This is a genomic window from Streptomyces sp. NPDC043685 (assembly GCF_056436585.1).
The window spans coordinates 276,930-294,875 of the sequence record NZ_JBWKCH010000002.1 but is presented as its reverse complement, the minus strand read 5'-3'; the positions used below and the strand labels follow the sequence as shown (position 1 = coordinate 294,875).

Genomic DNA, 17,946 nt, shown 5'->3' with positions numbered 1-17,946 from the left:
CGGTTCAGGCTGGAAGGAGGAGGTCCGTTTCACGGCGAGTGGAGGAGCCATGACGGCGGCGACCCGGAACGACGTGCCCGTCGCCCTCGAAGGCGACGGAGTGGAGCTGCGCATCAAGCCCATCGGCGGCGGCCTGTCGGTCGGTTACATCACCCTGCCCCGGGGCACGGACATGGGCCCGGCCCTCAAGGGCCTGCCGGACGACGCGTGCCAGTGCCCGCACTGGGGCTATCTGCTCAAGGGCCGGATCAGGATGCGCACGGCCGCGGGCGAGGAGGAGTACGAGGCGGGACAGGCGTACTACTGGGGCCCCGGCCATGTGCCGATGGCGCTGGAGGACAGCGAGCTGGTGGAGTTCTCGCCGAGCGAGGACTTCCAGCGGGTGATCGACCACGTGACGGCGCAGGCCGGCTGAGCCGGGTCTCCTGATGCGCCGGGCCCGGACCGATGAGTTTCGCCGGCCCGGGCGGTCTTCCTCGCATCGACCTCAGGAGGAACACCGTGACCCAGCTGCTGCGCGTGCAGAACTTCAACGTCTCGAGTGACGGATTCGGTGCCGGTGAGGGCCAGAGCCTGGAGCGGCCGTTCGGCCATGCCGACCCCGGCACGATGTTCGCCTGGGCCGGGGCCACGGCGAGCTGGCCGAACCGCACCGCCCCCGGGGGCAGCCGCGGTCTCGACGACTACCTGACGCGGGACTTCCACCACAACATCGGCGCCGAGATCATGGGCCGCAACAAGTTCAGCCCGCACCGCGGCCCTTGGCAGGACCACGCGTGGCAGGGCTGGTGGGGCGACGAACCCCCGTTCCACACCCCGGTGTTCGTCATGACCCACTACGAACGCCCCTCGTTCACCCCGTCCGACACGACGTTCCACTTCGTCGGCGGGGATCCGGCCGAGGTCCTCGCCCAGGCGCGCAAGGCGGCCGGGGGCAAGGACGTACGGCTCGGCGGCGGGGCGACGACCATCCGGCAGTTCCTGGACGCCGACCTGGTGGACACGCTGCACGTGGCGGTCTCGCCCGGTGTGGTGCTCGGGTCCGGCGCACGGCTGTGGGAGTCCCCCGAGGAACTGTTCGACCGGTTCCACTGCGACATCGTGCCGAGCCCCGGCGGCGCGGTGATCCATCACCTGTTCTGGCGCAAGTGACACCCACCGGTCCGGGCGCGCGTGTCGGTCAGTCGCGCCCGCCCCAGTCCAGACGGTCGGCGAGCCCGGCGGCGGTGAAGGCGGCCGCCAGTTCGTCGCGGCCCTCGGTGAAGTGGGCCCAGCTGTCGTAGTGGACGGGGACCACGCGCCGGGCTCCGAGGATCCGCGCGGCCTCGGCGGCCATCGTGCTGTCCAGGACGAGGACCTGATTGTCGAAGAGGACGGGGAAGCGGGGGGCGCCGGCGAAGAGCACGGCGGTGTCGACGGGGCCGAAGCGGCCGGCGATCTCGCGGACCGCGTCGAGTGAGGCGTTGTCGCCGCTGACGTAGACGGTGGGCAGGCCCTCGCCGGTCAGGACGAAGCCGACGACCTGGCCGGTGAACGCCTCGACCTGCTCACGGGGACCGGGGCCGTGCAGGGCGGGGACGCCGGTCACGGTGACCGTGCCGCCGCCGGGGCGCTCCAGCTCGACGGATTCCCAGTCGGCCAGGCCCCTGGCCCTCTCCCCCAGGCTCTCGCCCAGACGCTTGCCGCCACCGGGCGTGGTCAGGGTCAGGGGTATGCCGGCGAGCAGGGCCCGGCCCGAGGTGTCGAGGTTGTCGGCGTGCTCGTCGTGGGAGAGCAGCACGACGTCTACGTCGCCGAGGTCGGCGGGCGTGGCGGCGGCGGGCGCGGTCTTGGTCAGGAGCGGGCCCCCGGGCCGGGGGTAGTCGCCGGGGGCGTCGAAGGTCGGGTCGGTCAGGAAGCGCAGACCGCCGTACTCGAACAGGGCGGTCGGGCCACCCAGGACACGGACGGGGAAGTCGGCCGTCACGGGCGTGGAAGACATGGAGCACCTCACGGATAGACGCGATTGAACCGTGAGACGACCGTAGCCGCTTCTCACGGATAGAGGCAAGCCGTACCATGAGAAGCATGGAGGAGACCGTGACCGAACAACCCGCCCCGCCGCCCGCACAGGGCGAGGAGGAACACCCCTCCCTGGCCCTGGCCAACAGCGCGACGGCACTGCCCGGCGGGCGCACCCTCGACCTGCTGGGCACCCCCGCGCAGGCCAACCACTGGCTGACCCGGCGGGGCCTCGCCCCGGTCGACGCCGGCATGCGGGAGATGTGCGCGGCCCAGCTGCGGTCGCTGCGCGAGCAGATCAGATCGCTGTTCGCCGCCCGGGCCGACGGCGTACCCGCCCTGCCCACCGCGGTGGACGCCCTCAACGACGCGATGACCAGGGTCCCCACGGCCCCCCTGCTGCGGTGGGACGACAAGACCGGCCCCTACCGCACCGCCCCCCACCCCACCTCCGCGATCGTCGACCTCGCCGTGGCCACCCTTGCCGCCGACGCGGCCGATCTGCTCACGTCCCCCGACGCCGAGCGCCTCACCGCCTGCGGCTCCCCGCCCTGCAACCGTTTCCTGCTCCGCCACGGCCGCCGCCAGTGGTGCTCCACCCGCTGCGGCGACCGCGCCCGCGCGGCCAGGGCGTACGCGCGCCGCACCGAGGGGCGCTGACTACACCCCGGTCAGGGCCGGGGCGGAGGGGTGCGCCGCTCCCCTCTGCTCTCCGCGACCCTTTTGACGTCCCGCAGCGATTCGCTGAGCCGCCGGGCCAGGTAGTGCAGCTCCGCGCTCGTCACGCGGCGCTCCGCGAGGAGTTCGGCGGCGTGTGCGAGCAGGCGGTCCGCCATGTCGATCTGCACGTCCTCGATCTCGTCGGCGAGCCGTGAGACGTAGCCGGTTCCGTCACCGACGAGATAACAGGGCCTGCCGTCGGCACCGGTCCAGGGCAACAGCCTCCCGATGGCCGCGTGGTCGCGCGCCCCGCCGGTCATGCGTGTGCCTCCGCCGACAGGTAGGGGCGCACCAGCCGGTTGTCCTCCCCGCGCAGCGGGCGCTCGTCGAGGCGACGGCATGCCGCCGGGCAGGCGTGCGGGCGTGCGTGCGGGCGGCGCGGGGGTGGTGCCGTCGATCGCCGTCGCCTTCCCCGGGGAGGGAAGAGGAAGCGGAGGAACGGTTCCAGGAGCCGGGCGATGAGGTCTACCACGTGCGTCTGCCTGCCTTCTCACCTGCGGTGACTGCGTTCTGTGGTGAATCAGTCACAGAGTGGGGCCGGGCCTCGCTACGCTGCCAGGGGGTGGAGCTTGACATCGCGGTTGTCAAGAAGGGGAGTTGGCTGATGGACGAAGGTCGCATGCCTCGAACACTGCGGGAGAAGTACGGGGAAGAGCTGAGGCTCCGGCGGAACGCGGCGCGCCTGACTCAGGAGGAACTCGGAGATCAGGTCGTGTGCTCGCCCACGCTGATCAGCCACTTCGAGGCCGGCAGGCGCCTTCCCAAGCCGGATGACGCGCAGCGCATCGACCGAGCGCTGGGGACGGACGGGTTCTTCGCGCGGTGGCTGGGCGATCTGGAGAACAAGTACGACCCCCGCTTCGCTGCCACCGCCGAACTGGAGCGACAGGCGACGCTGATCCAGCAGTTCGCGCTCACACTGGTCCCCGGCCTGCTTCAGACGCCCGACTACGCCCGGGCCGTGTTCGCGGCCTACCGCCCCACCACCACGCACCAGGAACTTGACAGGCAAGTTGTCATTCGAACAGAGCGTGCCCACATCCTTGACGGCCCGTCGGCTCCGGTCGTCTGGACGCTTCTCGACGAGGCCGTGCTGCGACGCGCTGTGGGCGGTCCGCAGGTCATGGCGGAACAGCTGCACAAGATCGCAGACTTGTCCGAGTCGCGACGGATCCGCCTGCACGTGCTTCCGTACCGCGTCGGTGCGCATCCGCTCATGGAGAGCCTGCTCACCCTGATGAGCTTTGAGGATTCCGCCCCGGTGGCATACGTCGACGCGTTCGAGACAGGACGTCTGATGGACGATCCGGCGCTGGTGAGGTCCTGCCAGACCGCTTACGCTCTGGCCCTGAGCGACGCGTTGTCGCAGCACGAGTCACTGGCCCTCGTCAGATCGGCAGCAGAGGATCACACACATGATCAGCAGTGAGTGCACCGGCTGGTTCAAGTCCAGCTACAGCGGCGGTAGTCAAGCTGAGTGCCTCGAAGTCGCCCCCGGCCACCCCGACATACCCGTGCGGGACAGCAAGACCGCCCACGGCCCCGCCCTGGTCTTCTCGCGAAGCGGCTGGGCGGCGTTCGTCGCCGCCGTCAAGGACGGGCACATCAGGGGCTAAGACGGTGGCCGGCTCGGTGGGACCTTCGCCGGACCGAAGGCAGCCCCCTCGTTCTCATGTCCACCGCCCACCTGCCGGCTCGACTGGGCCCCTGGAGCCTCGTGTCCCCCGGAGCGGTCCGCGCCTGGGACACGGGCCGCTGCGGACGGCTCAGGGATCTTCATGAGGAGCGTCGCCGGGGCCTTCGCAGGCCGGGTGGCGAACAGCACGGCCACCGCGATCCGTGATCCGCATGAAAGGGCCCGGGTCCGGGGAGGCTGCTGGCGGTGGTGTGCCGGGCAATTGGGCGGTGATCAGCGCTCGGGACGGTGAAACCTGGGAGGGGTGGCGCATGGCTCGCTGGTGGGGGAGAAGCCGGAGATCAGAAGGCGCCAGAGCCGTCCCCACGGAGCAGGACCCCTCCACCGGGCCCGAGCACGGACGACTCCCCGGGCGGGTCGACACCCCTGACGGACCGCGGACGGTACTGCTCTGCGTGCACGACATCGGTGTCAGGCTGATCGGGGACGACGGCGACGAAGTGCAGGCGGCCCTCGCCCCTCGCATGTATCCGTGGCCGGAGATCACGCATGTGTGGTTCGCCAATGATCTCGATGGGCACTCCGCGGAGGGCGGCGCGGTCGTCACACAGTGGGTCTACATTCAGCGGCTGGAGTTCGCCGACGGCACGGTGGTGTCATCCCGCCTGGCTGACCCGCCGGTCACCACCCCAGGTGCCCTCTTCCGGACGGGCCAGATCGCCGATCGTCCCCCTTCCTCCATCTGGCCACTGCTGGCTCACATCCACAACCATGTGACCGAAGTGCAGCTGACCAAGGCCAAAGCCACTCTGGCGGCGGGAGGCCAGGTGGAGTTCGGTCCGCTGACCGCTCACGGGGACGGTCTGCACCACCAGGACACCCGCATACCGTGGGAAGACATCACAGCGCTGCGCTACAGCTTCGTTCACGCCAGCGTCGAGGAAGACGAACTGGGCGCGCTTCTGCGTATGGAGTTCCGCGACCCCGAAGCCGGCGCATACGGTTTCCCTTTCCGCTGGCTGCGGATACCGGCTCTCGACGTACCGGACATCAAGGTACTGGAGCAGCTCGCTGCGGAACGCCGCGCCTGAATTCTCGCCCGGTGTCTCGTTCCGGCCGGTGTTCGGCGCCGGGCATCGGGTCGCGCCGGTGATGGCGGCTTCGCCGGGGAAGCGGCGGGGCACCCAGTCGGTCATGGGGAGCTGGCCAGGCGACCATCTCGACCGGCGCGCTCCTCGGGGTCATCGCCCTGGAGCGCACCTCGCCGTCCACGGTCCTGCCGACCGGGGCCGTCCGCTCCGCCCGGGACTGACGTGTCACGCCGAGTCGTTCAGCAGCCTGCTCAGGTGCTCACGCCCCGGCTCCAGGAGGTCCGGCAGCGGCGCCGCCTCCTCGTACCAGCGCTTCTCGTACTCCCAGCAGAGCCAGCCGTCCCAGCCGTGGCGGGAGAGGACCTCGACGCATTCGGCCAGCGGGAGGACGCCCTGACCGAGGGCCAGGGGGGTCGTGTCGTCCGGAGAGGCGATGTCCTTGACCTGGACGTAGCCGAGGTGGGGGGAGAGCGCCGCGTAGGTCTCGGAGGGCTGTTCGCCGCCGAGCCAGGTGTGCATCACGTCCCAGAGGGCGCCGACCTGGCGGTGGCCGACGAGGCCGAGAATTCGCATCGCGTCGGCGGCGGTGCGGTGCGAGTCGTGGGTTTCAAGGAGGATGCGCACGCCCAGGTCGTTGGCGTGTTCGGCGGCCGTGCCCAGACGCCGGGCGGCCGTCGCGTCGGCCTCCTCGGGAGTCTGGACGTCGAGGTCGCCGCCGGGGAAGACCCGGACGTACGGGGCTCCCAGGTCACGGGCCAGGTCGAGGAGGGCACGGATCTCGGCCAGGACGGGCTCGTCGTCGCCCGGCGCGGCGACCCGTGCGTAGCCCGCCAGACCGAGGAGCTCTACGCCCGCGCCCTTGAACTCGGCCGCGACGTCCGCCCGTTCGGCGGGGCCGAGGCCGGTGTGGACCGGTTCCTCGGGGTGGGTGCGCAGTTCCACGCCGTGGTAGCCGTGCGTGGTCGCGAGGCGCAGGACGTCGGTCAGGGGCAGGCCAGGGACACCGAGGGTGGAGAACGCCAGCTTCATACGGACGGAATCTACCCGGCAGCCCGTCTGTGACTCCCTCCGTCCCCCGGGTGTTGCGTGAAGATCCGGTCACCTGCCCTGGCCGGTGGGATCGCGGCTCCTCGTGCTCCCGCGGTTTCCTGTGCTCCCGTCGGCCGAGTCCCCTCCCCCTGAGTGAGGACATGGATGCGCCCGGCGGTGGACGCCCGTGGGGGCAGCGGTGAATGAGATTTGAAATCCGTTGCCTGAACAGGGAGTTCAGATGGAACCCCGTCCCTGCCCAAGCGCAGAAAGCCAGTCCGAGGAGCGGACGTGACGCGGGTCCTTCGATGCCGGTCTGGGAGGCAGGGCTGGTCCAGCTCGGGTTCGCGGGCATGGGGCTGGGTCTGGCCATCGCCCTGCCCACGTACGTGCGGCGGCGCCGGCCGGAGGCGTTCGGGGGCCGGCTCGGGGACCGTGGGGAGGGCTCGCCGAGGGCGCTGCCACGGATGTCCGTGGTCGGCGCCGCAGTCGGTCTCATCTGGCTGTACTGGGCGCTGGGCGGCACCGCGGGGGTGGCCCACCGCGGTGAGCGGGACCTCGCCTGGCATGTGCTGTCCGGGGTCTTCGGGCTCTGGGCCTGGGTGGCGTCCGCTGCCACCTGGGCTGTCGTGCGAGGCCGGCCCGCGCGAGTCCCGCGAGGGGGCCCGATGGTGCTCGGCTGGCTCGGCTCGGGTTCGTTGCTCGCCGGGAGCGGCTGGAAGCTTCCGTTCACCCTGTACCTGGCAGTCGCGCGGCTGGCCGATGCGGCCCTGCCGGAAAACCTCGCGCTCGCGGCGGTGCTGCACTGTGCAGCGGTGGGCGCGGGCGCCGCGATGCTGCGGGCACTCGTCCGTACGCGGCCGGTGTCATCGCGCGCGTAGCCCGGCCCTCTCCCGCGTGCCCGGTGATCCAGAGGACGGAATGGCCCCGGCAGGCGACGGCCGATGAGTTTTTCCGTGTCGCGCAGTCGGAAGAGGTGTTCGTGCGCGCAACCGCCCGTGGTGTGGAAGCGTGCACCGACGGAATCCGCCGAAAACCCGACACGAGATACCGAGGAACCCACGATGCGCACTCTGATCAGCACCGCTTTCATCTCGCTCGACGGCGTCGTGGAGGCCCCGGGCGGCGAGCCCGGTTACCGGAACTCCGGGTGGACCTTCAAGAACGTCGAGTTCCTCCCCGAGGCCTTCGAGATCAAGGGCCGGGAGCAGAAGGAGGCCACCGCGATGATGCTGGGCCGCACCAGCTACGAGGCGTTCAGCGCGGTGTGGCCCGACATGGAGGACTTCGCCGACTACAAGGTGATGCCGAAGTACGTCGTCTCCACCACCCTCACCGAGGACGACCTGGTGTCGAACTGGGGCGAGACGACGATCCTGCGCTCGCTCGACGACGTCGCCGCGCTGAAGGAGACCGAGGGCGGCCCGATCATCATCCACGGCAGCGCCTCCCTGAACCAGGCCCTCTCGGACGTCGGCCTGATCGACCGCTACCACCTGCTCGTCTTTCCGCTCCTGCTCGGGGCGGGCAAGCGGCTCTTCAGCGCCACGGACAAGGACACCCAGAAGCTGCGGCTCGTCGAGCACGAGGCCTACGCCAACGGGCTGCAGAAGAACGTCTTCGACGTCGTTCGCTGACCGGGCCCCGCACCGGTCCCGCCGTCGCGCCCCGGACACGGCACCCACCAGAGGGACCTGCCCGACGAACGCGGGATCACAGGAGGACGAGGCGCCCGCGCCGAAGCGGGGGCACCGGGGCACACGGCCGGCAGAGCCTCCGCACCACCCCCGCCGTCACGCCCCGAACGCGGCACCCACCAGAAGGACCTGCCCGACGAACGCGGGATCACAGGAGGACGAGGCACCCGCGCCGAAGCGGGGGCGCGCGGCCGGCAGGGCCCCGCACCGGTCCCGCCCCGGCTCCGGCCGTCAGGAAGTCCGCGGCACCCCGGAGGACCCCCGCACCATCAACTCCCCCCGCGCCGAGGCGATCCCCCCGGGCGGCGCCTCCTCACGGCCCATCGCGATGCGGCCCGCCCGGGCCCCCGCCTCCGCCAGCGGCAGCCGCACCGTCGTCAGGGACGGCACCGCGTCGATGCTGAACGGCAGATCGTCGAAGCCCGCGACCGAGACGTCCTCCGGGATCCGCAGGTTCGAGTCGCGCAGCGCGGCGCACGCCCCCAGTGCGACGGAGTCGTTCGCCGCGACGACCGCCGTCAGGGACGGGTCACGCCGCAGCAGCTCCAGCGTCGCCTCGTAGCCGGACCGCCGGTCGTAGCGCCCGTGCACCGTCCACCGGGGGTCCTCCTCGATGCCGTGCGCGGCGAGCGCGGCCCTGTGCCCTTCGAGGCGGTGCCTCGTGGTGGTCCGCTCCTCGGGGCCGGCGATGTAGCCGAGCCGCCGGTGCCCGAGCCCGATGAGGTGCTCGGTCAGCTCCTGCCCGCCGCCGCGGTTGTCGAAGGTCAGCGCGATCGCCCCGGTGTCCGGCGCCGGGGGGCGGCCGCACAGGACGACGCGCGTCCCGGCGTCCACCAGCTTCCGCACCTTCGCGTCCATGGCCGCCTGGTGCGCCGCGTCCTCGATCGCCCCGCCGGTCAGCACCACCGCCGCGGCGCGCTGCCGCTGCAGCAGCGTGAGGTACGTCAGCTCCCGCTCCGGGGAGCCGCCCGTGTTGCAGACCACCGCGAGTCTCTCCCCGCCCGCACGGCCGCCCGGTCCGCCGATCTCGGCCTGGATCGCGCTCGCCATGATCCCGAAGAAGGGGTCGGCGATGTCGTTCACCAGGATTCCGACCAGGTCGGAGGTGGCGGCGGCCAGGGCGCTCGCGGGTCCGTTGAGCACGTAGTCCAGCTCGTCCACGGCCTTCAGCACCCGCTCGCGGGTGGAGGCAGCCACGGGGTAGTTCCCGTTCAGCACGCGCGACACCGTCGCGGGCGAGACCTGCGCGCGGGCCGCCACGTCCGCCAGGGTCACCGTCATCTCGTCGTCCTCCGGTCGCGCATCTCGTCTCCGCCCTCGTACACACCCAGACCACTGGCCATGGTTCCGGGCGGATCAGCAGGTGGGCCGCCGGACCCATGGCCATGGTTCCGAGCAGACCTTAAGCCCCCGCCCCCGGGTTGTTCGCCCCCTCGAACAACTCGTCCTGGTCACGGTCTTGTCCGGACCGCGGTTCAGAGGCTAGCTTCTCCCTGTATAGAAAGCGCTTGCTGTCACGTTCACCAGTCCGCGGCCGGTTCCCCGGGTCGCCTGTGCAGGGTGGGGCGTACGCGGCGCGACAACCGCGTACGAAGGGAACGACGTGACACGCAAAACGGTGCGTATCGCAATGAACGGTGTGACCGGGCGCATGGGCTACCGCCAGCACCTGGTCCGCTCCATCCTCGCCCTGCGCGAGCAGGGCGGCCTCGACCTCGGCGACGGCACCGTGCTGTGGCCCGAGCCGATCCTGGTCGGCCGCCGTGAGCACGCGCTGAAGGCGATGGCCGAGCAGCACGGGCTGGAGCACTGGTCGACGGACGTGGACGCGGTCCTCGCCGACGAAACGGTGGACATCTACTTCGACGCGCAGGTCACCTCCGCCCGCGAGGAGGCGCTGAAGAAGGCCATCGCGGCCGGCAAGCACCTCTACACCGAGAAGCCCACCGCCACCGGTCTCGACGGCGCCCTGGAGCTCGCCCGGCTGGCGAACGAGGCCGGCATCAAGCACGGCGTCGTCCAGGACAAGCTCTTCCTGCCGGGCCTGCTGAAGCTCAAGCGCCTGATCGACGGCGGCTTCTTCGGCCGGATCCTCTCCGTGCGCGGCGAGTTCGGCTACTGGGTCTTCGAGGGCGACTGGCAGACCGCCCAGCGCCCCTCCTGGAACTACCGGGCCGAGGACGGCGGCGGCATCGTCGTCGACATGTTCCCGCACTGGGAGTACGTGCTGCACGAGCTGTTCGGCCGCGTGAAGTCCGTCCAGGCCCTCACCGCCACCCACATTCCGCAGCGCTGGGACGAGAACGACAAGCCCTACGACGCCACCGCCGACGACGCCGCCTACGGCATCTTCGAGCTGGAAGGCGGCGCGATCGCCCAGATCAACTCCTCCTGGGCCGTGCGCGTCAACCGCGACGAGCTGGTGGAGTTCCAGGTGGACGGCACGGAGGGCTCCGCGGTCGCGGGCCTGCGCAACTGCCGCGTCCAGCACCGCAGCGCCACCCCCAAGCCGGTCTGGAACCCGGACATCCCCGCCACCGAGGTCTTCCGCGACCAGTGGCAGGAGGTCCCGGACAACACCGAGTTCGACAACGGCTTCAAGGCCCAGTGGGAGCTGTTCCTCAAGCACGTCTACGCCGACGCCCCCTACCACTGGGACCTGCTGGCCGGTGCCCGCGGTGTGCAGCTCGCCGAGCTGGGCCTCGCCTCCTCGGCCCAGGGCCGCCGTCTCGACGTGCCGGAGATCTCGCTGTGACCATCCGACTCCCCGGTGCCGACGGGGCGTTGCGGACCTATGAGCCCCGCACCGAGCCCCTGGGCGTGACCCCCGGCACCCCCTTCACCTCCCGCACGGTCTTCTCGGCGGCGCACGTCGTCGCCGACCCCTTCGCGGACGTCTCCCCCGACTCGCCCGCCGCGGTCGACTGGGACGCCACCCTCGCCTTCCGCCGCCACCTGTGGTCCCACGGGCTGGGCGTCGCCGAGGCCATGGACACCGCCCAGCGCGGCATGGGGCTGGACTGGGCGTGCGCGGCGGAACTGATCCGGCGCTCGGCGGCCGAGGCGAAGGCGGTCGGCGGCCGTATCGCCTGCGGTGTGGGCACCGACCAGATCGCCTCCGGGTCGCTCGCGGAGGTCCGCGCGGCCTACGAGGAGCAGCTCGCGGTCGTCGAGGAGTCCGGCGCGCAGGCCATCCTGATGGCGTCGAGGGCGCTGGCCGCGGCGGCCTCCGGGCCCGAGGACTACCTGGAGGTCTACGGCCATCTGCTGCGCCAGGCGGCCGAGCCGGTGGTCCTGCACTGGCTGGGCCCGATGTTCGACCCGGCGCTGGAGGGCTACTGGGGCTCGTCCGACCTGGACGCGGCGACGGACACCTTCCTGGAGGTCATCGCCGCCCATCCCGACAAGGTCGACGGTATCAAGGTCTCCCTGCTGGACGCCCGGCGCGAGATCGACATCCGCCGCCGGCTCCCGCAGGGCGTGCGCTGCTACACGGGCGACGACTTCAACTACCCCGAGCTGATCGCGGGCGACGAGCAGGGCTTCAGCCACGCGCTGCTCGGCATCTTCGACCCGCTGGGCCCGCTGGCGGCGCAGGCGGTCCGGGTCCTGGACACCGGCGACGTGCAGGGCTTCCGCGCCCTGCTGGACCCCACCGTCGGGCTGTCGCGCCACCTGTTCCAGACGCCGACCCGCTTCTACAAGACGGGCGTGGTCTTCCTGGCCTGGCTGGCGGGCCACCAGGCGCACTTCACGATGGTCGGCGGCCTGCAGTCGGCCCGCTCGCTGCCGCACTTCGCGACGGCGTACGAACTGGCCGACGGGCTGGGGCTGTTCCCGGACCCGAAGCTGGCCGAGGAACGGATGAAGACGCTGCTGAGCGTGTACGGGGTGAACCAGTGAGCGGCGCGCCGGAACGCTTCTCCATCAACCAGATGACGGTGAAGCAGCTGTCCCTGCCGGAACTGGTGGACGGCTGCGCCCGGTTGGGCATCCGAGGCGTCGGGCTCTGGCGCGAGCCGGTGCGGGCGCACGGCCTGGAGGCCACGGCCAAGCTGGTCCGGGAGGCGGGCCTCACGGTGACGACGCTGTGCCGGGGCGGCTTCTTCACCGCGATCGACCCGCGGGAGCGGGCGGAGGCCCTGGCCGACAACCGCCGCGCGATCGACGAGGCCGCGACCCTGGGCACGGACACCCTGGTCCTGGTCTCGGGCGGGCTCCCGGCCGGCTCCAAGGACCTGCACGGCGCCCGGGAACGCATCGCGGACGCCCTGTCGGAACTGGGCCCCTACGCGGAGCGGCACGGCGTGCGTCTGGCCATCGAGCCGCTGCACCCCATGTACGCCTCGGACCGCTGCGTGGTGTCGACCCTGGCCCAGGCCCTGGACCTCGCCGAGCGCTTCCCGGCGCACCAGGTCGGCGTCACGGTCGACACGTACCACATCTGGTGGGACGACACCGCCCCCGCGCAGATCACCCGGGCGGGCGCGGGCGGCCGCATCCACACCTTCCAGCTCGCCGACTGGACGACGCCCCTCCCCCAGGGCGTCCTCACCGGCCGCGGTCAGATCGGCGACGGGTCGATCGACATGCGGGAGTGGCAGGGGTACGTCGAGGCGGCCGGTTACACCGGCGCCATCGAGGTGGAGCTGTTCAACGACGGTCTGTGGGCCCGGGACGGCCTGGAGGTCCTGGCCGAGACGGCTGCGAGGTTCGCCGAACACACCCGCTGAGCCGTCCTCGCACCACGCACCGGGCCGCTGCCCCGCCCCGCCTGCCAGGTGGAGCGGGGCAGCGGCATGTTTCGGCCCGACAGCGATCCACGTCAGCCCGCCCGGGATGCCGGTCGAGGCGTCGCAGCAGTGGCCGTCGGACCGGTGGCCACCGGCGGGGCGGACGCCACCGTCGGAACGGCGGCCACCGGCGGGGCGGTGCGGCGCCGGGTCAGGGACGTCAGCGCCACCCCGCCCACCAGCAGCGCCGCCGCGCACCACCGCAGCGGGCTCACCGGTTCGTCCAGGAACAGGAACGCCGAGGAGATGCCGAAGACCGGGACGAGGAGCGAGAAGGGCGCCACCGTGGAGGCGGGGTGGTGACGCAGGAGGAAACCCCACGCGCCGAAGCCGAAGACCGTGGTGATCCAGGCGACGTAGACGACCGTGCCCGCGCCCTGCCAGTCCAGGGCGCGCAGGGCGGCCAGATCGCGTGCGGGGCCCTCGGTGAGGAGGGAGAGGGCCAGCAGCGGGAGCACCGGGACCGTGCTGACCCAGACCATGAAGTTCAGCGCGTCGGGCGGGGCCGCCTTGCGGGTGAGGACGTTCGACGCGCCCCAGCAGGCCGCCGCCCCGATCACCAGGGCGAACGCGCCGAGCGGGCCCGAGGCGCCCTCGTCCACGGCCGCCACGGTGATGCCGGACAGGGCGATCAGCATGCCCAGCAGACGGACGCGGGAGGGCCGTTCCCCCAGGGTCAGGGCGGCGATCGCCGCGGTGAACACCGCCTGGATCTGCAGCACCAGGGAGGACAGGCCCGCCGGCATGCCCGCGTCCATGCCGACGAAGAGCAGGCCGAACTTGGCCACGCCGAGGACCAGGCCGACCGCCACGACCCACTTCCACGCCACCTTCGGACGGCCCACGAGGAACACCGCCGGGAGCGCGGCCGCGAGGAAGCGCAGGGCGGAGAAGAGCAGGGGCGGGAAGTGGCCGAGGCCGATCTCGATGACCGTGAAGTTGACGCCCCAGACGGCGGCGACCAGGACGGCGAGAGCGAGGTGTGACGGGCGCATGCCGTGAGCATCGCGCCCCACGACCGTGAAGCACCAGCGATGATCGCTGCATGGTTGGATGAAGCATCGCTAAGCGAAAGCATCGCCGAGCACACCCCTGGGCGACCCGCTCGGCAGAAGGGAGCACCCCGTGCTCGACCTCCAGCGGCTCCGTGCCCTGCACGCCGTCTCCGTGCACGGCACCGTCGGCGCCGCGGCCCTCGCGCTCGGGTACACGCCCTCCGCGGTGTCCCAGCAGATCGCCAAGCTGGAGCGGGAGACCAGGACCGTGCTGCTGGAGCGGGAGGGGCGGGGCGTCCGGCTCACCGACGAGGCACTCCAACTGGTCGCTGCCGCACAGGAGTTGCTGGCCATCGTGGAGCGCGCGGAGACCGAGCTGGAGGAACGGCGGGGTCGGCCGGCCGGGCGGCTGACCATCGCCGCGTTCGCTTCGGCGGCGCGCGGGCTGATGCCGGGCGTGCTGGCCGAGCTGGGCCGCCGCCATCCCGCTCTGGACGCCCGGCTGCGCGAGGTCGACCCGCATCTGTCCGTCGACCTGGTGGCGAAGGGCGCCGTCGACCTCGCCGTCGCCCACGACTGGGACATCGCGCCGCTGCCCGCCCCGCCGGGTCTGGAGCAGGCGGTCATCGGCGACGACCTGTGCGACCTGCTCGTCCCCGACGGGCACCCCTTCGCCGGGCGGGCCGGCGTACGGCGGGAGGAGCTGGGCGGTGAACGGTGGATCTGCCAGCCCCCGGGGCGGGTCTGCCACGACTGGCTGCTGCGGACGCTGCGCGCGGCCGGGCACGAGCCGGACCTCGTCCACCAGGCCGACGAGAACCCCACCCTCGTCGCCCTGGTCGCGGCCGGGCTCGGCGTCGCGCTCATCCCGCGGCTGGGGCGCGGACCGCTGCCCGCCGGGGTGGTGGAGGTGCCGCTCGACCCGATGCCGGTGCGGCGGCTGTACGCGCTGTGGCGCACGGGGGCGGCCCGGCGTCCGGCCATCGCGGAGACCGTACGCGTGCTCGGTGAGCAGTGGCCCGGCGCGGCGGCTCATCCGCCCCGTTGAGCGTCCGGCGCACCACGCGCACCGAATTGCGGAAAACACGCGCCGAGCCGGGAACCCGAGGCGGACCGTCCCCGTCCAATCGCAGGCCGCCGGAGAGTCACCACGGTGCGGTGTCGGCCCTCGCCACTGGCTGCGATCGCTGACCACCCTCTCCGCCGTACCGCGGCCGGCGGCCCCGCCGCCATCGGCGCACCCCCCTCCTACGCGCCGATGGCGGCCCCCGGGCGGTCAGGGCCGCGCGCTCCCTTGACCGGCAGAAACTTCCCGGATATTGCTGACCTCCTGGAAGTTTCCTTCAGCGGATCCCAGCGGATCACCTCCGGAAGGAGCGCACGTGCACGACACCGGCACGGCAAGCACGGGAAACACCGCACAGCCCTCCAGACGCACCCTCCTCGCCGCCACCGCCGTCACCGCCGCTCTCGCGGCCGCCGGGCCCGCGCACGCCGCCCCGGACGACGGCCGGCTGCGGGCCCTCATCTCCCGCATGACGCTCGAGGAGAAGGTCGGCCAGCTCTTCGTGATGCGGGTCTACGGCCACTCCGCCACCGCCCCCGACCAGGCCGACATCGACGCCAACCTCAAGGAGATCGGGGTCCGCACGGCCGCCGAACTGCTGGCGAAGTACCGGGTCGGCGGCATCATCTACTTCGCCTGGGCCCACAACACCCGCGATCCGCACCAGATCGCCGAGCTGTCCGACGGCATCCAGAGGGCCTCCCTCGGGCTGCCGCGCGGACTGCCGGTGCTCATCTCCACCGACCAGGAGCACGGGATCGTCGCCCGGGTGGGCAGGCCGGCGACGCTGTTCCCGGGCGCCATGGCCGTCGGGGCGGGCGGGTCGCGGTCCGACGCCCGCACCCTCGGCCGGATCGCGGGCGCCGAGCTGCGGGCCATGGGGATCCGGCAGGACTACTCCCCCGTGGCCGACGTCAACGTCAACCCGGCCAACCCGGTCATCGGCGTACGGTCCTTCGGGGCCGACCCGCGGGCGGTGTCCGCGCTGGTGGCCGCCGAGGTGGCCGGGTACCAGGGGTCCGGGGTCGCCGCGACCGCCAAGCACTTCCCCGGGCACGGGGACACCAACGTCGACAGCCACACCGGCTTCCCCACCATCACGCACAGCCGGGAGCTGTGGGAGAGGCTGGACGCGCCGCCGTTCCGGGCCGCGATCGCCGCCGGCATCGACTCGATCATGACCGCGCACCTGATGGTCCCGGCCCTCGACGACTCCGGCGACCCGGCGACCCTCTCGCGCCCGATCCTCACCGGCATCCTGCGCGAACGCCTCGGCTACGACGGGGTCGTGGTCACCGACTCCCTCGGCATGGAGGGCGTGCGGACCAAGTACGGCGACGCCCGGGTGCCGGTGCTCGCGCTGAAGGCGGGCGTGGATCAGCTGCTCAACCCGCCCGACCTCGACCTGGCCTGGAACGCCGTACTGACCGCCGTGCGCGAGGGGGAGCTCACCGAGGCCCGGCTCGACGAATCGATCCTGCGGGTGCTGCGGCTGAAGTCCAGGCTGGGGCTGTTCCGTTCGCCGTACGTCGGGCAGGGCGGGGTCGACAGGACCGTGGGCACTCGGGCGCATCGGGCGGCGGCCGACCGGATCGCCGAGCGGACCACCACCCTGCTGGTCAACGAACGGCGCCTGCTGCCCCTGTCGCGGCGCCGGTACCCCAAGGTGCTGGTGGTCGGGGCGGATCCGGCCTCGCCGACCGGCACGACGGGCCCGCCCACGGGCGTGCTCGCCGGCGCGCTGACCGGCCTCGGCTTCACCGCCACCGCCCTGTCCACCGGCACCGCCCCCTCCGCGGCGACCATCGCCAAGGTCGTCGCGGCGGCGCGGGACGCGGACGCGGTGGTGGCCGCCACCTACAACGTCACGGCGAGCAGCAGCCAGAAGGCGCTGGTGGAACAGCTCGTGGCCACGGGGAGGCCGGTCGTGGCGGTGGCGATCCGCAACCCGTACGACGTGGCCCACCTGCCGTCCGTACCGGCCTGTCTGGCCGCCTACTCCTGGACCGACGTCGAACTGCGGGCCGCCGCACGGGTGATCGCCGGACGGGTGAAGCCACGCGGGAGGCTGCCGGTCGCGGTACAGCGGGCGGATGATCCGGAGCAGGTGCTGTACCCCATCGGCTACGGACTGTCGTACTAGACGTACGCCACGGACCGGGCGCACCACCCCCAAGGTGCGCAAACCCTCCCATGTGCCTGGCGTGCGCCCGCTACGGCGGGTCACGCTGGGCGGGCACACTCGGGGGGACGGCGATGCGTGAGAGAAGTGGTGCGGGGGTGGCCGGGGCGCTGTCGGTGCTGCTCTGCGCACTGCTGGCGGGATGCCAGAGCCCGTCGGGAGGCGTGGCCGAGGCCGGGACCGCCAGGACCGCCACGGTGTCGCCGGCACCGGCCCACCCGTCCGGGTACGGGGCGGTGTTCCTCGCGGTCGGCGAGTGCAGTTCCTTCGGGACGACGAGCTTCACCGAGGTGCCGTGCGCCGGTGAACGGGCGGCGGCCCGGGTCGTGGCACGGCACGACGGCACGGTGCGGGACGGGCCGCGCTGCCCGGCGACCACCGACTTCGTGCTCCACATCAGCGAGCAGCGGCCCGGCGCCGACGAGGACGGCGACGGGGCGGTGCCGCAGGGCTACGCGTGCATGCGCAACCTCCAGCCGCCGCACCCCGGCGACCCGGGCGGCGGGGGCGGCCCCCGCACGATCGTCGGCGACTGCGTCTACGGCTCCGGCGACGGGCAGGTCCGCGAGACCGCCTGCGACGGCGAGGGCGAGCACCGGCCCCAGTACAAGGTGACCCGGGCGGTCTCCCGCCGGTCCGACTGCCCGGCCCCGACGGCCCTGTACGTCCGGCTGGGCGGGGTTCGGCCCGTGGGGTGCGCCCGGCCGCTGTGAGACGGCCGGGCGCGACGGGCGAC

19 protein-coding genes are annotated in these 17,946 nt (G+C 72.4%); 14 read left to right on the top strand and 5 right to left on the bottom strand.

Annotated elements, in window-relative coordinates:
* Window positions 1-49 precede the first annotated feature (49 nt).
* Window positions 50-415, top strand: a complete 366-nt coding sequence (locus AC0665_RS06075; RefSeq protein WP_363121838.1) for a cupin domain-containing protein — start codon at window positions 50-52, stop codon at window positions 413-415.
* An 86-nt stretch (window positions 416-501) separates the two neighbouring features.
* Window positions 502-1,152 carry a dihydrofolate reductase family protein gene (locus AC0665_RS06070; RefSeq protein WP_478704508.1) on the top strand — a complete coding sequence of 217 codons (651 nt, stop codon included), beginning with the start codon at window positions 502-504 and terminating at the stop codon, window positions 1,150-1,152.
* A 28-nt stretch (window positions 1,153-1,180) separates the two neighbouring features.
* Here AC0665_RS06070 and AC0665_RS06065 read toward each other — a convergent pair whose 3' ends face one another.
* Window positions 1,181-1,981, bottom strand: coding sequence for an MBL fold metallo-hydrolase (locus AC0665_RS06065; RefSeq protein ID WP_478704507.1), 801 nt, complete (start codon window positions 1,979-1,981; stop codon window positions 1,181-1,183).
* 86 nt (window positions 1,982-2,067) lie between these two features.
* On the opposite strand from AC0665_RS06065, the gene AC0665_RS06060 reads away from it, so the two are divergent.
* Complete coding sequence (locus AC0665_RS06060; RefSeq protein WP_478704506.1) at window positions 2,068-2,661, top strand: CGNR zinc finger domain-containing protein; 594 nt, start codon at window positions 2,068-2,070, stop codon at window positions 2,659-2,661.
* 11 nt (window positions 2,662-2,672) lie between these two features.
* Here the strand turns inward: AC0665_RS06060 and AC0665_RS06055 are convergent, their stop codons facing one another.
* Complete coding sequence (locus tag AC0665_RS06055; RefSeq protein WP_478704505.1) at window positions 2,673-2,981, bottom strand: hypothetical protein; 309 nt, start codon at window positions 2,979-2,981, stop codon at window positions 2,673-2,675.
* Between the two features lie 344 nt (window positions 2,982-3,325).
* Between AC0665_RS06055 and AC0665_RS06050 the strand changes: the two genes are divergently transcribed.
* The 3 genes from AC0665_RS06050 (at window position 3,326) to AC0665_RS06040 (ending at window position 5,448) form a co-directional block, all read left to right on the top strand.
* Window positions 3,326-4,150, top strand: a complete 825-nt coding sequence (locus AC0665_RS06050) for a helix-turn-helix domain-containing protein (protein ID WP_478602795.1) — start codon at window positions 3,326-3,328, stop codon at window positions 4,148-4,150.
* Window positions 4,137-4,337, top strand: a complete 201-nt coding sequence (locus tag AC0665_RS06045) for a DUF397 domain-containing protein (protein WP_468409320.1) — start codon at window positions 4,137-4,139, stop codon at window positions 4,335-4,337. Before AC0665_RS06050 ends, AC0665_RS06045 begins: the two co-directional genes overlap by 14 nt.
* Window positions 4,338-4,812: 475 nt before the next feature.
* Window positions 4,813-5,448, top strand: coding sequence for a hypothetical protein (locus tag AC0665_RS06040; protein WP_478704504.1), 636 nt, complete (start codon window positions 4,813-4,815; stop codon window positions 5,446-5,448).
* Window positions 5,449-5,673: 225 nt separating this feature from the next.
* Here the strand turns inward: AC0665_RS06040 and AC0665_RS06035 are convergent, their stop codons facing one another.
* Window positions 5,674-6,477: a sugar phosphate isomerase/epimerase family protein gene (locus AC0665_RS06035; RefSeq protein WP_478508000.1), complete on the bottom strand. Its 804-nt coding sequence runs from the start codon at window positions 6,475-6,477 to the stop codon at window positions 5,674-5,676.
* 308 nt (window positions 6,478-6,785) lie between these two features.
* Between AC0665_RS06035 and AC0665_RS06030 the strand changes: the two genes are divergently transcribed.
* Both AC0665_RS06030 and AC0665_RS06025 read left to right on the top strand, forming a co-directional pair.
* Complete coding sequence (locus tag AC0665_RS06030) at window positions 6,786-7,358, top strand: hypothetical protein (protein ID WP_478602099.1); 573 nt, start codon at window positions 6,786-6,788, stop codon at window positions 7,356-7,358.
* A gap of 183 nt (window positions 7,359-7,541) precedes the next feature.
* A complete protein-coding gene (locus AC0665_RS06025) occupies window positions 7,542-8,114 on the top strand; it encodes a dihydrofolate reductase family protein (protein ID WP_478602097.1) in 573 nt (190 codons plus the stop codon).
* Between the two features lie 291 nt (window positions 8,115-8,405).
* On the opposite strand, the gene AC0665_RS06020 is transcribed toward AC0665_RS06025, so the two are convergent.
* On the bottom strand, window positions 8,406-9,455 hold the full coding sequence (locus AC0665_RS06020; protein ID WP_363121829.1) for a LacI family DNA-binding transcriptional regulator: 1,050 nt from the start codon (window positions 9,453-9,455) through the stop codon (window positions 8,406-8,408).
* 322 nt (window positions 9,456-9,777) lie between these two features.
* On the opposite strand from AC0665_RS06020, the gene AC0665_RS06015 reads away from it, so the two are divergent.
* The 3 genes from AC0665_RS06015 to AC0665_RS06005 are packed head-to-tail and all read left to right on the top strand — an operon-like array spanning window position 9,778 to window position 12,907.
* A complete protein-coding gene (locus AC0665_RS06015) occupies window positions 9,778-10,929 on the top strand; it encodes a Gfo/Idh/MocA family protein (RefSeq protein ID WP_363121828.1) in 1,152 nt (383 codons plus the stop codon).
* The gene (locus tag AC0665_RS06010) at window positions 10,926-12,077 is read left to right on the top strand and encodes a dihydrodipicolinate synthase family protein (protein WP_478704503.1); all 1,152 of its coding nucleotides are present in this window, start codon (window positions 10,926-10,928) and stop codon (window positions 12,075-12,077) included. The genes AC0665_RS06015 and AC0665_RS06010 overlap by 4 nt, the downstream gene beginning before the upstream one ends.
* Before the next feature lie 32 nt (window positions 12,078-12,109).
* Window positions 12,110-12,907 (top strand): sugar phosphate isomerase/epimerase family protein, encoded by a 798-nt coding sequence (locus AC0665_RS06005; RefSeq protein ID WP_478704710.1) that lies wholly within the window; start codon window positions 12,110-12,112, stop codon window positions 12,905-12,907.
* A gap of 92 nt (window positions 12,908-12,999) precedes the next feature.
* Here the strand turns inward: AC0665_RS06005 and AC0665_RS06000 are convergent, their stop codons facing one another.
* Window positions 13,000-13,962 carry an EamA family transporter gene (locus AC0665_RS06000; protein WP_478704502.1) on the bottom strand — a complete coding sequence of 321 codons (963 nt, stop codon included), beginning with the start codon at window positions 13,960-13,962 and terminating at the stop codon, window positions 13,000-13,002.
* Window positions 13,963-14,092: 130 nt separating this feature from the next.
* Between AC0665_RS06000 and AC0665_RS05995 the strand changes: the two genes are divergently transcribed.
* The 3 genes from AC0665_RS05995 to AC0665_RS05985 all read left to right on the top strand — a co-directional run bounded on the left by AC0665_RS05995 (window position 14,093) and on the right by AC0665_RS05985 (window position 17,923).
* Entirely contained in the window at window positions 14,093-15,010 is a 918-nt protein-coding gene (locus AC0665_RS05995) for a LysR family transcriptional regulator (RefSeq protein ID WP_478602089.1), read from the top strand.
* Window positions 15,011-15,344: 334 nt separating this feature from the next.
* Window positions 15,345-17,171: a glycoside hydrolase family 3 protein gene (locus tag AC0665_RS05990; RefSeq protein WP_478704501.1), complete on the top strand. Its 1,827-nt coding sequence runs from the start codon at window positions 15,345-15,347 to the stop codon at window positions 17,169-17,171.
* A 113-nt stretch (window positions 17,172-17,284) separates the two neighbouring features.
* Window positions 17,285-17,923, top strand: coding sequence for a hypothetical protein (locus tag AC0665_RS05985; protein ID WP_478704500.1), 639 nt, complete (start codon window positions 17,285-17,287; stop codon window positions 17,921-17,923).
* Window positions 17,924-17,946: the final 23 nt, after the last annotated feature.

Excerpts from the sequence above, each read along its gene's own strand:
- AC0665_RS05985 (WP_478704500.1), top strand. The coding sequence starts at position 17,285 with ATGCGTGAGAGAAGTGGTGCGGGGGTGGCCGGGGCGCTGTCGGTGCTG.
- AC0665_RS06055 (WP_478704505.1), bottom strand. The coding sequence starts at position 2,981 with ATGACCGGCGGGGCGCGCGACCACGCGGCCATCGGGAGGCTGTTGCCC.
- AC0665_RS06065 (WP_478704507.1), bottom strand. The coding sequence starts at position 1,981 with ATGTCTTCCACGCCCGTGACGGCCGACTTCCCCGTCCGTGTCCTGGGT.
- AC0665_RS06035 (WP_478508000.1), bottom strand. The coding sequence starts at position 6,477 with ATGAAGCTGGCGTTCTCCACCCTCGGTGTCCCTGGCCTGCCCCTGACC.
- AC0665_RS06075 (WP_363121838.1), top strand. The coding sequence starts at position 50 with ATGACGGCGGCGACCCGGAACGACGTGCCCGTCGCCCTCGAAGGCGAC.
- AC0665_RS06045 (WP_468409320.1), top strand. The coding sequence starts at position 4,137 with ATGATCAGCAGTGAGTGCACCGGCTGGTTCAAGTCCAGCTACAGCGGC.
- AC0665_RS06005 (WP_478704710.1), top strand. The coding sequence starts at position 12,110 with ATGACGGTGAAGCAGCTGTCCCTGCCGGAACTGGTGGACGGCTGCGCC.
- AC0665_RS06060 (WP_478704506.1), top strand. The coding sequence starts at position 2,068 with ATGGAGGAGACCGTGACCGAACAACCCGCCCCGCCGCCCGCACAGGGC.
- AC0665_RS06025 (WP_478602097.1), top strand. The coding sequence starts at position 7,542 with ATGCGCACTCTGATCAGCACCGCTTTCATCTCGCTCGACGGCGTCGTG.
- AC0665_RS06020 (WP_363121829.1), bottom strand. The coding sequence starts at position 9,455 with ATGACGGTGACCCTGGCGGACGTGGCGGCCCGCGCGCAGGTCTCGCCC.
- AC0665_RS06000 (WP_478704502.1), bottom strand. The coding sequence starts at position 13,962 with ATGCGCCCGTCACACCTCGCTCTCGCCGTCCTGGTCGCCGCCGTCTGG.
- AC0665_RS06030 (WP_478602099.1), top strand. The coding sequence starts at position 6,786 with ATGCCGGTCTGGGAGGCAGGGCTGGTCCAGCTCGGGTTCGCGGGCATG.
- AC0665_RS06050 (WP_478602795.1), top strand. The coding sequence starts at position 3,326 with ATGGACGAAGGTCGCATGCCTCGAACACTGCGGGAGAAGTACGGGGAA.